The sequence below is a fragment of the Comamonas halotolerans genome (assembly GCF_030162935.1).
Classification (GTDB): domain Bacteria; phylum Pseudomonadota; class Gammaproteobacteria; order Burkholderiales; family Burkholderiaceae_C; genus Comamonas; species Comamonas halotolerans.
On sequence record NZ_JASAUZ010000034.1, the window covers coordinates 265,876 to 279,350 of the forward strand.

A 13,475-nucleotide genomic window follows, 5' to 3' on the forward strand; every position below is an offset into this window, starting at 1 on the left:
AGCTACTTGTCTGCTGTAGACCATACCGCGCCAGCCCTCCGCTGGCGCGGTTTTGCTTTTGCGCTGCCCATTGCGTTGCTCACCATCATCCCTTTGCTGGCGGTGGTGTGGATGGCTGTTACGCCGCAACCTGATATCTGGCAGCACTTGTGGAAATACGTGCTCCCGCGTGTGCTGGGCAATACCTTGCTGCTCATGCTGCTTGTGAGTGTGGTTGTGCTTGCAGTGGGCGTGCCCCTGGCATGGCTGACCGTCATGTGTGATTTTCCGGGGCGCAGGTTTTTTTCCTGGGCTTTGGTGCTGCCCTTGGCAATCCCGGCTTATGTGCTGGCTTTTGTGCAAATGGGCTTGTTTGAATATGCCGGCCCTGTGCAGAGTTTCTTGCGTGAAGTCATGGGATCGAGCCGGTGGTTTCCGGATATTCGCGGCAGCTTGTGGGGTCTGGTCATGGTCTTGGTCATGGCGTTTTATCCCTACGTGTATCTCATGACTCGCAGCGCATTTCTCACCCAGGGTCATCGCAGCATGGAAGCTGCGCAGGCGCTGGGTCTGAGCCCTGTAGCCGCCTTTTTCAAGGTGGCGCTGCCTTTGGCCCGCCCCTGGATCGGTGCTGGCCTGGCGCTGGTGCTGATGGAAGTGCTGGCGGACTTCGGCGCGATTGCCGTTTTCAACTTCGATACGTTCACCACGGCGCTGTACAAGTCATGGTTTGATCTGCACAACATTGGTGCTGCCGCGCAGCTGGCGGCGATTCTGGTGTTGGTGGTGTTGCTGTTGGTGGCAGCCGAGCAGCGCTCTCGCAGTGCACAGCGTTTTCACGTGAGCAATCCGCAGCAGCACCGCGTAGTGCTCAAGGGTGGCCGTGGCTGGGCTGCCAGCTTGCTGTGCTTGCTGGTGTTTTCTGCTGCGTTTGCAGTGCCCATGGTACAGATCGTGTGGTGGTCGCTGGAGGTATGGGAAGACGTTTTGAATAGCGATTACTGGGGCTACGCCTGGAACACGCTGTCACTGGCGTTGATCACGGCGGCCATTGCCTCCGTATTTGCATTGCTGCTTTCCTGGATTCGCCGCCGCCACAGTGACGGGCTGACCGGCTGGACGGTGCGGCTGGCTGTGCTGGGTTATGCCGTGCCCGGTGTGGTCTTGGCGGTAGGTGTGTTTGTGCCAATCGCCTGGCTGGATGAAAAGCTGATGGCTCTGGTTGAGCCTTGGGGCATTGAAACCTTGGGCATTTTGAAGGGCAGCCTGGCAGGCATGTTGCTGGCATTGGCCGCACGCTTTCTGGCTGTCGCCTATAACGCCACGGACGCGGCCATGCAGCGCATCACACGCAGTCAGGAGGAGGCCTGTGCTTCATTGGGTCTGAGCCCCTGGCAAACGCTGCGACGCCTGCATTTGCCGCTGTTGCGCACGGGCTTGCTATCAGCTTTCCTGATGGTGGTGGTGGACGTCATGAAGGAGATGCCCATCACATTGATGATGCGCCAGTTTGGTTGGGACACCCTGGCGGTGCGCGTGTTCCAGCTGACCTCGGAGTCCATGTGGCAAGAAGCTGCGCTGCCAGCGCTGGCGATTGTGCTGGTTGGCCTGCTGCCGGTGATTTTGCTGGTGTTGCAAACTGAAAAAACGCCGTCCTCGGCCGGTTGAATAATGCCGAGGTTTTGTGATGCTTGAAGTTAAAAACGTTTCATTGGGCTATGGTTCCAACATCGTTGTGCAAAACGTCAACATGCGTTTGGCTCAAGGTGAGATCGGCTGTTTGCTGGGGCCATCGGGCTGTGGCAAGACCACTTTGCTGCGTGCCATTGCCGGATTTGAACCCGTGCGCGTCGGGCAGATTGATTTGCAGGGACAGGCTGTTGCAGCGCCCGCGCACAGCGTGGCCCCACAGTTGCGTGACATTGGCATGGTGTTTCAGGACCATGCCTTGTTCCCCCATCTGAATGTGGCGGATAACGTGGGGTTTGGCTTGCACCGCATGAACAAAGCTGTGCGGGCTGGCAGGGTGCAGGAGATGCTGGAACTGGTAGGCCTGGAAGGTATGGGGCAACGTTGGCCGCATGAACTATCAGGTGGTCAGCAGCAACGTGTAGCACTGGCCCGCGCCTTGGCGCCTAAGCCCAGCTTGCTGCTGATGGATGAGCCGTTCTCCAGCCTTGACACGAGCATGCGCGAGAGCATTGCACGCGAAGTGCGTGCTATTTTGAAACAAGCCCAAGCTACGGCGTTGATGGTCACACATGACCAAAATGAAGCCTTTGCCATGGCGGACAACGTGGGTGTGATGGCGCGTGGTCAGCTCATGCAATGGGGCAATGCAGTCGAGGTGTATTGCGCTCCTGCCACTCAGGATGTTGCGTTGTTTGTGGGTGAAGGCACTCTGGTACATGCGCAGGCAACAGCAGGCGGGCAATGGCAAACTGCTTTGGGCTTGTTGCCAGCAGGTCACCCACACTATGCCTCGGCACAGGGCGTACGTGTGCTGCTACGGCCTGAGCATGTGACTCTGGTTGATAAAGGTGTGAGTGCCAAAGTGCGTGAGCGTACCTTCCGAGGGAGCCATTTCGTATTCGAGCTGGAATTGCCAGATGGGCAATTGGTGCTGGCCAAAGCCTCCCTCAATGCGCTTTACAGTTCCTGCGAAAGTGTCGAGATAGGTTTGGCTGCAGACGTGTAAATCCAAGATCTTTATCTCTGGCTGATCAAAAAAGCGCTCTATGCATCTCTGTATAGGGTGCTTTTTTCATGGTTTGTTAAGAGATGATTGAATCAAATTGGAAGGCCAGCTTGGATGGCCAAATGCGCTGATTCTTTGTAGCCAAAGCGCATGCTCAAATGTGTTTGCGTAGCATGGGCAAATGCTTATGCGCATAAGAAAACAACGAATCAATTGTTGGGATTTGCGCAGCAGACTCGCACAATCGGCGCCCCAAAGGAGAGTTCGCCATGTCTAGTTCTGCACCTCGTATCATCATCGTTCCAGGTTGGCGTAATTCTGGCGCTGAGCATTGGCAAAGTCTGTGGGCGCAGCTATTGCCAAATGTGGAACGTGTGGAGCAGGACGACTGGCTCACTCCGAAGCGAGCGGATTGGGTGCAGACTCTGGAGAGGGTAATACTGGCGCGGCCGGAGCCAGCCATTGTGGTGGCACACAGCCTGGGCTGTATTACAACGGCCCATCTTGGGGGCGAAGCGGCTGCGCGAATCCAAAGCGCTTTGTTGGTGGCTCCAGCGGACCCCGAGCGCCGGGCGCATCTGGCTGACTTTGCGCCAGTACCTTACCAGCCCCTTCCGTACCGCAGTGTGCTGGTGGCAAGTACGAACGATCCATATTGCCCCATTCGGCTGGCCGGTGCTTATGCCCGCTCCTGGGGGAGTGAGTTTGTACGCTTGCCCAATGCAGGGCACATCAATATTGAATCGGGACACGGGCATTGGCCGCTGGGCTGGGCCTTGCTGCAATCACTGGTGGAAGACATGGCTTGGGGTAAGGGAAAGCAGATGGTTGCGGCTTGATTTTTCTGCTGAAAATCTTGTGGATCCTTTGTGGGAAAGGATTTGATGCTCTAGTTTTCTATATTCCAAATTTGGATAAATTTAAAAAAATATATTCTTTTGAGTTTTAAGTGCTCGTCTTCACAATTCGACGGATCTCTTAAGAAACACACATCCGTGTAAGGCGACGAAACCATGACATCTTTGAAACTCAAGACTCTGTTGGCAACGATTGCGCTGGCTGCCGGTGGCATGGCTAGCGCTCAAGACCAGTTGCTCAACGTTTCTTACGACGTTGCTCGCGAGTTCTACAAGGACTACAACCAGGCTTTTGTGGCGCATTACAAGAAGACCACTGGCAAGGACATCAAGATTGATCAGGCCCATGGTGGTTCCAGCGCACAGGCGCGTGCGGTCAACGACGGTCTGCCTGCGGATGTCGTGACTTTCAACACCACTACGGATATTGAGTTTCTGGCCAATAACGGTGTGGTTGCCAAAGACTGGGCCAAGCAGTTTCCGCACGATGCATCGCCCACCACATCCACCATGCTGTTCCTGGTGCGTAACGGCAACCCCAAGAACATCAAGGACTGGAAAGACCTGACGCGTCCTGATGTGAAGGTGGTCGTGGTGAACCCCAAAACCGGCGGTAATGGCCGCTATGCCTATCTGGCAGCGTGGGGCTCTGTGCGCGAGAGCGGCGGCACCGACGCACAAGCTCAGGCCTTTGTGAAGGATCTGTACAAGAATGTGCCCGTGTTGGGCAAGGGTGGTCGCGATGCCACGGCTATCTTCTTGCAGCGCAACATCGGTGACGTGCTGATCACGTTTGAATCCGAGGTGATCTCGGTTGACCGTGAATTCGGCAAGGGCAAGGTGGAAGCTGTTTACCCCTCAAGCTCCATCATTGCCGAGAACCCTGTGGCGGTGGTGCAGCGCACTGCTGAGAAGAAGGGCTCTGGCGCTTTGGCCAAGGCCTATCTGGACTATCTGTACACCGATGAGGCGCAAGAGATCGCGGCCAACCATGCGCTGCGTCCGCGCTCTGAAGCAGTGCTGAAAAAGCACGCCGACGTGTTCAAGCCGCTCAAACAGTTCACCGTGGCCAAGTACTTTGGCTCACTGGGTGAAGCGCAGAAGGTGCATTTCAATGATGGTGGCAAGTTCGACGAACTCTACACACCTGGCAAGTAATTCGCGCACGCTGCGCGATTGATACCACCGCATAACAACGATATTGGCTGACAGGGAAACCATGGCTTCTGCATCTCCCGCCAGCCCAGGTCTTGGCGCTACTGCCCCGGCTCGCCGTGGGCGTGGCGCCAAACGCGTTCTGCCCGGCTTCGGGTTGACCTTGGGCTACACACTGTTTTATCTCAGCATCATTGTGCTGATTCCGTTGTCCGCGCTGATCTTCAAGACGTTTGAGTTGACGTGGGATCAGTTCTGGCAGGCAGTAAGCGCCCCCCGGGTGGTGGCTTCTTACAAACTGACGTTTGGCGCATCCTTCATGGCTGCATGCGTGAACCTGGTGTTCGGCTTGCTGATCGCCTGGGTGCTGGTGCGCTACAAATTTCCAGGTAAAAAAATTGTGGATGCGCTGGTGGATCTGCCTTTTGCGCTGCCAACGGCGGTGGCGGGTATCTCGCTGACTGCCTTGCTGGCCGGCAACGGCTGGGTGGGGCAATTTCTGGAGCCGCTAGGCATTCAACTTGCGTTCAATCCCAAAGGTATTGTGATTGCGCTGATCTTTATCGGTCTGCCATTTGTGGTGCGGACCGTGCAGCCGGTGCTGGAAGATTCAGAGAAAGAGCTGGAAGAGGCGGCCACCAGCCTGGGCGCATCGCGCTGGCAGATTTTCTACAAAGTCATTCTGCCCAGTATCTTGCCGGCCTTGATAACAGGCTTTGCCATGGCGTTCGCGCGGGCGGTGGGGGAGTACGGTTCGGTGATTTTCATTGCGGGCAATATGCCCATGGTGTCGGAAATCACGCCGCTGATCATCATCAGCAAGCTCGAGCAATATGACTACACCGGTGCAACTGCGGTTGCCGTGGTGATGCTTTTGATTTCTTTTGTGCTGCTGCTGGTGATTAATGCCTTGCAAGCTTGGCAGCGCCGCCATGCAGGAGCACCAGCATGAACGAAAACACCGGATTCTCGGCCTGGCTGGCCGAGCACTTTGGCATCGCCTTTCCTGGCGTAGGCATCAATGAATTTCTGAGCCAGTGGGTGGTCAGCCATTTCGGCATCATGCTGCCGGCCAAACATTACCTGCTGCTGCAAGTGGTGGTGGGCATATTGAGCGTAGTCATTGCTCTTTACCGTTTGACGGCACCCAAGAAGGGGAGCAAGCCTGAGAAGCTCTCCATCACCGAGCCGCGCTGGGTGCGTTGGGTGCTGATTGGCACGGCCCTGACTTTCATCCTGCTGTTTCTTGTTCTGCCACTGGCAGCGGTATTTACCGAAGCATTGCGCAAGGGCGTGGAGGCTTATTGGGAAGGGCTTAATGAACCGGATGCATGGTCGGCCATCAAGCTCACCTTGCTGACAGCGGCGATTGCCGTGCCCTTGAACCTCGTGTTTGGCGTGGCTGCTGCCTGGTGCATTGCCAAGTATGAGTTCAAAGGTAAGGCATTTCTGACGACCTTGATTGATCTGCCGTTCTCCATCTCACCCGTGGTAGTGGGCTTGATGTATGTGCTGGTCTTTGGCGCACATGGATGGTTCGGCGAGTGGTTGTCCAAGCCGCATACATTCCAGCTGAGCTTTCTGATGTTCACGCTGCCTGAGTTCACCATTCCGGAAATCAAGATCATTTTTGCGGTCCCGGGCATTGTGCTGGCCACGCTGTTTGTGACTTTCCCATTCATTGCTCGCGAGCTGATTCCCCTGATGCAGGCTCAAGGCAATGATGAAGAGCAGGCAGCCACCGTGCTGGGGGCCAGTGGATGGCAGACCTTCTGGCATGTCACGCTGCCCAACATCAAGTGGGGGCTGTTGTACGGCGTGATTCTGTGCAATGCCCGTGCCATGGGTGAGTTCGGGGCAGTGTCTGTGGTCTCCGGCCACATCCGTGGGCAGACCAACACCATTCCACTGCATGTGGAAATTCTCTACAACGAATACCAATCGGTTGCAGCCTTTGCCGCAGCGTCTTTGCTGGCATTGCTGGCACTGGTCACCCTGGTGATCAAGACCTATGCCGAATGGAAGCATGAACAACAAGTGAAGGCGGCAGCGAACATGCCTCCTGAGCGTCCCACACCACTGGCCCAGACCTGAGCGTGCGGCGCATTTGAAAGAGACAGACCATGAGTATTGAAATTCGCAATGTGAGCAAGCAGTTTGGAGATTTCCATGCCTTGCGCGATGTGAGTTTGGACATCAAGTCCGGAGAGCTGATTGCCTTGCTGGGCCCTTCGGGCTGCGGCAAAACCACGCTGCTGCGCATCATCGCGGGACTGGAAACTGCCGATGTTGGCACCATCCACTTCAGTGGTGAAGACACAACCGATGTGCACGTTCGTGACCGCAATGTGGGTTTTGTGTTCCAGCATTACGCTCTGTTCCGCCATATGACCGTGTTTGAGAATGTGGCCTTTGGATTGCGGGTGAAACCACGCAAGCAGCGCCCCAGCGAAGCGCAGATCAAAGAGAAAGTGATGAATCTGCTCAAGCTGGTTCAACTGGACTGGGTGGCTGATCGTTTCCCTTCCCAGCTCTCGGGTGGCCAGCGCCAGCGTATTGCGCTGGCTCGCGCCTTGGCGGTGGAGCCCAAGGTGTTGCTGCTGGATGAGCCGTTTGGTGCACTGGATGCCAAGGTGCGCAAGGAGCTGCGCCGTTGGCTGCGTCGCTTGCACGATGAGTTGCATGTGACTTCCATTTTTGTGACGCACGACCAGGAGGAAGCACTGGAAGTGGCGGATCGTGTGGTGGTAATCAACAAGGGGCAAATCGAGCAAGAGGGCACGCCACAAGAAGTTTGGGAAAACCCCGCAAGCCCGTTTGTGTACGGTTTCCTGGGTGACGTGAACCTGTTCAAGGGCCGTGCCAAAAACGGCCAGGTGTTCCTGGACGAAGGCTTGCAGTTGGAAAGCAGCGAAGCACAGGGCGCCGTGGACAAGAGCGCATTTGCCTACGTGCGTCCGCATGAGCTGGATGTGGCGCGTTACTCTCCTGGCCAGAATACTGATGGCAATGGTCGTACCACGGGCTTGGTGATGCAGCTCAGCCGTGCGATTGTGGTGGGACCAATTGCGCGCCTGGAACTAATTGCTGCAGATGAGCCCCAAGCTAGAGACAATGCTGAGTCCGAGCATGTGATTGAGGCCCAGATTCCCGCCGAGCAATTCCGTGAAATGGGGTTGCGTGAAGGTGAGACATTGGTAGTCACTCCGCGCCGCGCCAAGGTATTCTTGGATGAAGCAGCAGGCATCTAAATCGCTTCTGGTAAAAGACAGGGCGGCGGGATGCCGCCTTTTCTTTTGCCCAAAAACGAGATTTTTATGCAGGTTCTGAACTGGATGACTACTGCCCCGCGTCGTACTTTGGCGCTTATCGCCGCCACCTGTGTGGGGCTGGTGGCTTTTGGGCTGTATTTGCAGCATATGCAAGGCCTGGAGCCATGCCCGATGTGTATCGTTCAGCGATATGCACTGGTGCTTGTGGCGGTGCTGACTGGGTTGGCGAGCCTGAATGGTTCACGGGCGTGGTGGAAGTCTTTCGCAGCATTGGCGCTACTGGCATCGGGGTTTGGCGCTTTTGTCGCGGCACGCCAAAGCTGGCTGCAATGGTACCCACCAGAGTTTGCCAGTTGCGGGCGTGACTTCTACGGCATGATTGAAAACTATCCCATCAGCCGCTCCATTCCCATGATTTTCCGGGGCTCGGGAGACTGCACGGCCATTGACTGGACGTTCCTGGGAGGCTCAATTGCCAACTGGTCGTTTCTTTGCTTTGTGGGCTTTGCTGTGGTGCTGCTGATAATCCTCCTCAAAGGGGGCAAGCGCGGCTAAACGTTGCGTCAGATCCAGCTCCAAGCCCCGGCCTGCATTGCATGCCGGGGCTTTTGCTTTGTCCGACAATGGCAGCCTTTGCGAGTTCTTGGTTTCCGGCATGCCTCAATACATCCTCTTTCACAAGCCATTTGGCGTACTGTCTCAGTTCACGCCCGAGGACGGTGCACGCTCATTGGCTGAATTTGATTTGCCCAAGGGGGTGTATCCGGCTGGGCGCCTGGATAAGGACTCCGAAGGTTTGCTGCTGCTGACCGATGATGGGCCTTTGATTGAGCAACTGCTCAATCCGCGCAATGAAAAACCCAAGACCTACTGGGCGCTGGTTGAGCGTGTACCTGACGAAGCTGCATTGCAGCGCATGCGCCAAGGCTTGCGCATTGAGGACTACACGACATTGCCGTGTCGGGCGCGACTTCTGGAGCCTCAGCCTGAAGTGGAGCCACGAGACCCGCCGGTACGCGTGCGCAAAAGCGTGCAAGACGTTTGGATGGAAATTCAGGTGGTGGAGGGCAAGAACCGCCAGGTACGAAAGATGACGGCAGCGATTGGGCACCCTACCTTGCGGTTGATACGACGTAGCATCGCCAATCTGCAATTGGGTGATTTGCCACTGGGGCAATGGAGAGCCATTGCACGAGAAGATATTCAGTGGGGCGCAAGTACTCTCACTGATAGTGGTGTGCCGGTGCGCTATGGGCGTAGCAGCGCGAGGCAGACTGCTGCTGTGCGAAACCCTGCATCGACCACTCGCAAGCCTGGAGCGTGGTTTAACAAGAAGGCTTGAAATCGTAGCGAGCCAACCACTTTTCAGCGCACGATACCACCTGCAAATGAGTGCCTGGGCGAATTTGAAAACGCAGTTTGCTGTGTCTGGGTGAGCGTGGTTTTTGGTAGTTGCATTGCGCACCAGACAGAAAAAAAGCGCCTCGAGCCAACGAGTGCACTTTTTGGGGAGAGGCTGCAAGATTAATCTGATTCGACGCTATTGGTGCTGAATGACGGACCTGTGGTGCCGGGAATCCAGCCGGGATAGGTTTCCATGATTTCTGCAAACAATGCGGAGTCGATCCAGCGCTGCAGCCAGTCCTGAAGATGGGGCCAGGGTTGCTCAGCCCACTGGGCTTCATCAATGCGTGCGAACTGACGCACAAAGGGGCGCAGCGCCATATCTGCCAAGCTGGGGTTCAGGCCAAACAGATAACCTGTATCCGCCAATTGCTCATCGAGCGCGGCCAGCCAGGTCAGCGCATCGGTTTGCGCCTGATTGACTTCTTCGGCGTTGTAGCGCTCAGGGTATTTACAGCGGTCCAAAGCCTGCTTGAAGAAGCTGTCGTTACGGCTGATGAGCGCCAACATTTCTTCCAGATTGCCTTGGGTGGGAACCAACCAGCCGTCCGGATCGTTGCCTTGTAACGCATGCAGCATGATGTCCAGACTTTGCTCAATGACTGTGCCATCTTGCAGCACCAAAACAGGCACTGTGCCCTTGGGAGATGCATCCAGCAAAGCTTGGGGCTTGTTACGCAGATTGATTTCACGCAGCTCACAAGCCAACCCTGCATGAACCAAAGCCAAACGTGCACGCATGGCATAAGGGCAGCGTCGGAAGGAATACAAAATGGGTAAGGCTGGAGCAGTCATTCAATCAGGTTGCAAAAGTGAAAAGGTGGACGCGTACCAGAGGCACGCAAACAAAGTAGGGCACTGTACCTGTTTGCATGAAAGTTTGTCGTGCTGGGGCGGAAGCCGTAGCTTGTGAAGTTGCCGCAAATAGCATGACAAGTCGAATGCTGTAAGGCCGCGGGGGAGAGCAGGAGTGGATGGAGGCAAAGGCTGGTGCACCATGCAAGCAGTCAGTGAGGTGGTGCTCAACGATCAGCAATGCTTTCAGGTTGGGTGTTCAATCTGTTGTCCTGGACCAGGCTGATGGCTCTACTCAATGTTTGGCAGATGCGTACGCTCACGGAAGCTGCATGACGAGTGTGGGGTGGGTGCGAGCAGTAACAGCAGAGCAAAACACAGTTTTTTCTAAAAAAGCAGGGGATTATTGATTTGCTCCTGAAAAACAAGTTAGAATTTCAGCTTCTGGAGAGGTGGATGAGTGGTTTAAGTCGCACGCCTGGAAAGCGTGTGTGGGTTAATAGCCCACCGCGGGTTCGAATCCCGCCCTCTCCGCCAGATTTCGATAAAGCCCTGAATACTCAGGGCTTTTTTCGTTTCTGGGCCTGGTTTGTAAGTCCGCTATGGACAAGCATTCGATTCTGGAGCTGGTGATGCCCGTCCGTACTGACGGCGTATTGATATGGCTGCTATTCCCCCCAGAATTCCCTGCAGGAGCTTCATCGCTGAAAATTTGGCCTGCACTCACTCATGTACTTTTAGTCTACGTGTCATCCCCAGCACTTCAAGGATTCATCCTGACCCGCAATTGGCGAGACACTGCTGCGGGCACTGAACTCGAATACTGGCTCGCCACTGAAGCAGGGCCGTTGAAGGTGGTGCTTACGGGCCAGACATCGGTGGCATTTGTTGAGGCACAGCACAAGGCAGTGGTGCAGGCGCAGCTTCTTGGAACTTCAGATGTGTACCTGCGTGAGCTGGAACTCAAGAGCTTTCAAAACGAGCCTGTCATAGGAATCTACGCCAAGCATTTCCGGCACCTGGGTCGATTGGCGCGTGCGCTTGCGCCTAAGGGCGTTCCATTGCTGGAAGCGGATGTGCGCCCTCATGAGCGTTATTTGATGGAACGCTTTATCACCGCGAGTGTGGAGGTGCGTGGCGGTCGTATTGAAAATCGTGTTTGTACAGATGGCAAGCTTGTTCCAGCTCCTGATTACAGGCCTCGTTTGAAGGTTGTATCGCTAGACATAGAGACAAGTCAGCATCAGGAGCTCTATTCCATTGCGCTGGACGGGATGGGCGAGCGCGTTGTCTTTATGCTCGGCCAGCCACCTTGTGCGTCGACCGTGCCAAAAGATTTTGTGCTGCGCTACTACCCAAGTAGAAAGGCCATGATTGAGGCACTCAATGACTGGTTTGAGCATCATGACCCGGATGTGATCATTGGCTGGAATGTCGTCCAGTTTGATCTGCGCGTTTTGCAAAAAAATGCGGATGATGCCTGTGCTCCTTTGCTGCTGGGGCGTGAGCGTAAACCCATCGCATGGCGTAACCACCCGGGAAAGCAGGAATATCTTTTTGCGCCGATGCCCGGTCGTGTCTTTATTGATGGCATTGAAGCACTCCGGGCTGCAATGTGGAGTTTTTCATCTTTCAGCCTGGAGAATGTGGCGCAGCAAATTCTGGGCGAAGGCAAGGCCATTGGCGATGCGTACGACAAGATGGCAGAAATCGAGCGTCGCTACCAGGAGGACAAGCCTGCGCTCGCTGCATACAACATCCGAGACTGCGAGCTGGTGCTGCGTATTTTTGACAAGGCAAAGCTTTTGTCATTTGCCATGGAGCGAGCCCATACGACGGGCCTGCAGCTCGACCATTTCGGTGGCTCCATTGCTGCCTTCAGCCATCACTATCTGCCGCGCATGCATCGCTTGGGCTATGTGGCCCCTAACGTAGGAGACATTCAGGGGAAGTCATCTCCGGGTGGCTATGTCATGAATTCCAGGCCTGGTTTTTACGACTCCGTTTTGGTGTTGGATTACAAGAGTCTCTACCCTTCCATCATCCGCACCTATCTGGTAGATCCGGTCGGACTGGTCGAAGGAGAGAGGGCCACTAGCGCCGATCATCCCATCAGGGGCCCATTGGATACGCACTTTTCACGTGACAAACACTGTTTGCCGGGCATTGTGACCACGCTTTGGAAAGCGCGTGACGAGGCCAAGCGCAGTCATAACGAGCCACTGTCTCAAGCATTGAAACTGGTGATGAATTCGTTTGCTGGAGTGTTGGGGGCTACAGAGTGCCGCTTCTTCAATCCCAAACTCATCTCGGCCATTACCTTGCGCGGTCACGAGATGGTCAAGGCGACCCGTGACTTGGTAGAAAGGCGCGGGTATGAGGCCATCTATGGAGATACGGACTCTATTTTTATCTGGCTCAAACGCAGGCATACGAATGAGCAAGCGCATGCGGTAGCGGCCGAACTTGTCAACGACATCAACGCTTGGTGGGCCAAAACGCTGCGGCAAGAGCAGGGGCTGGAGAGCTTTCTCGAAATTGAGTTCGACACGCACTACAAGAAGTTCTTTATGCCCACCATCAGAGGCTCTGATGTGGGAAGCAAGAAACGGTATGCGGGCTTGAGCGTCGATGCCGACGGCAAGGAAGCAATGGTTTTCAGAGGGCTGGAGATGGCGAGAAGCGACTGGACGCTTCTTGCACGTCAATTCCAGGAGGGCTTGCTTGCGCGCGTTTTTCAAGGTGTCCCATACCAGGACTTTGTGGCCGAGTATGTGCAGGACACTCTTGCAGGCAAGAAAAATGACATGCTTATTTACCGCAAGCGATTGCGCCACAGCCTCAATGCATACGTAAGAAATGTTCCTCCACAGGTAAGGGCCGCAAGAATCGCTGATGAATACAACCGGCGAATGGATCGGCCCCCACAGTATCAAAGCGGTGGATGGATTCAATACGTGATGACTAAAAATGGCCCCGAGCCACTGGAAGCGCTCTATTCGAAAGTGGACTATGAACACTATCTGACAAAGCAGCTCAAGCCGATTGCCGATGCCATCTTGCTACCACTGGGAGATAGTTTTTCAGCTTTGATTTCACCTCAAAAGCATCTGTTTTAGATGCAGGGGAAAGCAGTGCTGGATGAAGTGGATGAGGCAGGAATGCTGCGGTTGCTGTCTGTCAATTCCAGAACATGGATGACTGATCGTTGCCGAGTAACAGTCATCGCGCGTGGTTGAAATCTAAGATGCTGGCGCAGTGCCAAGTAGTCCGCAGAGAAGTGGCACTGCCCTGCACCGCATGCATCGCTTAAGC

The 13,475-nt window shown here is 55.2% G+C and carries 11 protein-coding genes and 1 tRNA gene; 11 read left to right on the plus strand and 1 reads right to left on the minus strand.

The features are described from left to right. Window positions 1-6 precede the first annotated feature (6 nt). From QEP11_RS14095 to QEP11_RS14135, 9 genes are all read left to right on the plus strand, one after another. Complete coding sequence (locus QEP11_RS14095; protein WP_284337272.1) at window positions 7-1,647, plus strand: ABC transporter permease; 1,641 nt, start codon at window positions 7-9, stop codon at window positions 1,645-1,647. 19 nt (window positions 1,648-1,666) lie between these two features. Beyond that, a complete protein-coding gene (locus tag QEP11_RS14100) occupies window positions 1,667-2,677 on the plus strand; it encodes an ABC transporter ATP-binding protein (protein ID WP_284337273.1) in 1,011 nt (336 codons plus the stop codon). A gap of 269 nt (window positions 2,678-2,946) precedes the next feature. Next, entirely contained in the window at window positions 2,947-3,516 is a 570-nt protein-coding gene (locus tag QEP11_RS14105) for an RBBP9/YdeN family alpha/beta hydrolase (RefSeq protein WP_284337274.1), read from the plus strand. A 174-nt stretch (window positions 3,517-3,690) separates the two neighbouring features. Further along, window positions 3,691-4,692 (plus strand): sulfate ABC transporter substrate-binding protein, encoded by a 1,002-nt coding sequence (locus QEP11_RS14110; RefSeq protein ID WP_284337275.1) that lies wholly within the window; start codon window positions 3,691-3,693, stop codon window positions 4,690-4,692. A gap of 61 nt (window positions 4,693-4,753) precedes the next feature. Then, on the plus strand, window positions 4,754-5,641 hold the full coding sequence (gene cysT, locus QEP11_RS14115) for a sulfate ABC transporter permease subunit CysT (RefSeq protein ID WP_284337276.1): 888 nt from the start codon (window positions 4,754-4,756) through the stop codon (window positions 5,639-5,641). A gap of 110 nt (window positions 5,642-5,751) precedes the next feature. Next, window positions 5,752-6,783 (plus strand): sulfate ABC transporter permease, encoded by a 1,032-nt coding sequence (locus tag QEP11_RS14120; RefSeq protein ID WP_284337323.1) that lies wholly within the window; start codon window positions 5,752-5,754, stop codon window positions 6,781-6,783. A 29-nt stretch (window positions 6,784-6,812) separates the two neighbouring features. Further along, entirely contained in the window at window positions 6,813-7,940 is a 1,128-nt protein-coding gene (locus QEP11_RS14125; RefSeq protein WP_284337277.1) for a sulfate/molybdate ABC transporter ATP-binding protein, read from the plus strand. Window positions 7,941-8,006: 66 nt separating this feature from the next. Then, on the plus strand, window positions 8,007-8,516 hold the full coding sequence (locus QEP11_RS14130; protein WP_284337278.1) for a disulfide bond formation protein B: 510 nt from the start codon (window positions 8,007-8,009) through the stop codon (window positions 8,514-8,516). A 100-nt stretch (window positions 8,517-8,616) separates the two neighbouring features. Next, entirely contained in the window at window positions 8,617-9,303 is a 687-nt protein-coding gene (locus QEP11_RS14135; protein WP_284337279.1) for a pseudouridine synthase, read from the plus strand. A 182-nt stretch (window positions 9,304-9,485) separates the two neighbouring features. Here QEP11_RS14135 and QEP11_RS14140 read toward each other — a convergent pair whose 3' ends face one another. Continuing rightward, the gene (locus QEP11_RS14140) at window positions 9,486-10,160 is read right to left on the minus strand and encodes a glutathione S-transferase (protein ID WP_284337280.1); all 675 of its coding nucleotides are present in this window, start codon (window positions 10,158-10,160) and stop codon (window positions 9,486-9,488) included. Between the two features lie 446 nt (window positions 10,161-10,606). Here QEP11_RS14140 and QEP11_RS14145 point away from each other — a divergent pair. Both QEP11_RS14145 and QEP11_RS14150 read left to right on the plus strand, forming a co-directional pair. Next, window positions 10,607-10,697: transfer RNA gene (locus tag QEP11_RS14145), tRNA-Ser, on the plus strand. Window positions 10,698-10,906: 209 nt separating this feature from the next. Next, a complete protein-coding gene (locus QEP11_RS14150; protein WP_284337324.1) occupies window positions 10,907-13,279 on the plus strand; it encodes a DNA polymerase II in 2,373 nt (790 codons plus the stop codon). Window positions 13,280-13,475 lie beyond the last annotated feature (196 nt).

Excerpts from the sequence above, each read along its gene's own strand:
- QEP11_RS14100 (WP_284337273.1), top strand. The coding sequence starts at position 1,667 with ATGCTTGAAGTTAAAAACGTTTCATTGGGCTATGGTTCCAACATCGTT.
- QEP11_RS14105 (WP_284337274.1), top strand. The coding sequence starts at position 2,947 with ATGTCTAGTTCTGCACCTCGTATCATCATCGTTCCAGGTTGGCGTAAT.
- QEP11_RS14110 (WP_284337275.1), top strand. The coding sequence starts at position 3,691 with ATGACATCTTTGAAACTCAAGACTCTGTTGGCAACGATTGCGCTGGCT.
- cysT (WP_284337276.1), top strand. The coding sequence starts at position 4,754 with ATGGCTTCTGCATCTCCCGCCAGCCCAGGTCTTGGCGCTACTGCCCCG.
- QEP11_RS14120 (WP_284337323.1), top strand. The coding sequence starts at position 5,752 with ATGCTGCCGGCCAAACATTACCTGCTGCTGCAAGTGGTGGTGGGCATA.
- QEP11_RS14125 (WP_284337277.1), top strand. The coding sequence starts at position 6,813 with ATGAGTATTGAAATTCGCAATGTGAGCAAGCAGTTTGGAGATTTCCAT.
- QEP11_RS14130 (WP_284337278.1), top strand. The coding sequence starts at position 8,007 with ATGCAGGTTCTGAACTGGATGACTACTGCCCCGCGTCGTACTTTGGCG.
- QEP11_RS14135 (WP_284337279.1), top strand. The coding sequence starts at position 8,617 with ATGCCTCAATACATCCTCTTTCACAAGCCATTTGGCGTACTGTCTCAG.
- QEP11_RS14140 (WP_284337280.1), bottom strand. The coding sequence starts at position 10,160 with ATGACTGCTCCAGCCTTACCCATTTTGTATTCCTTCCGACGCTGCCCT.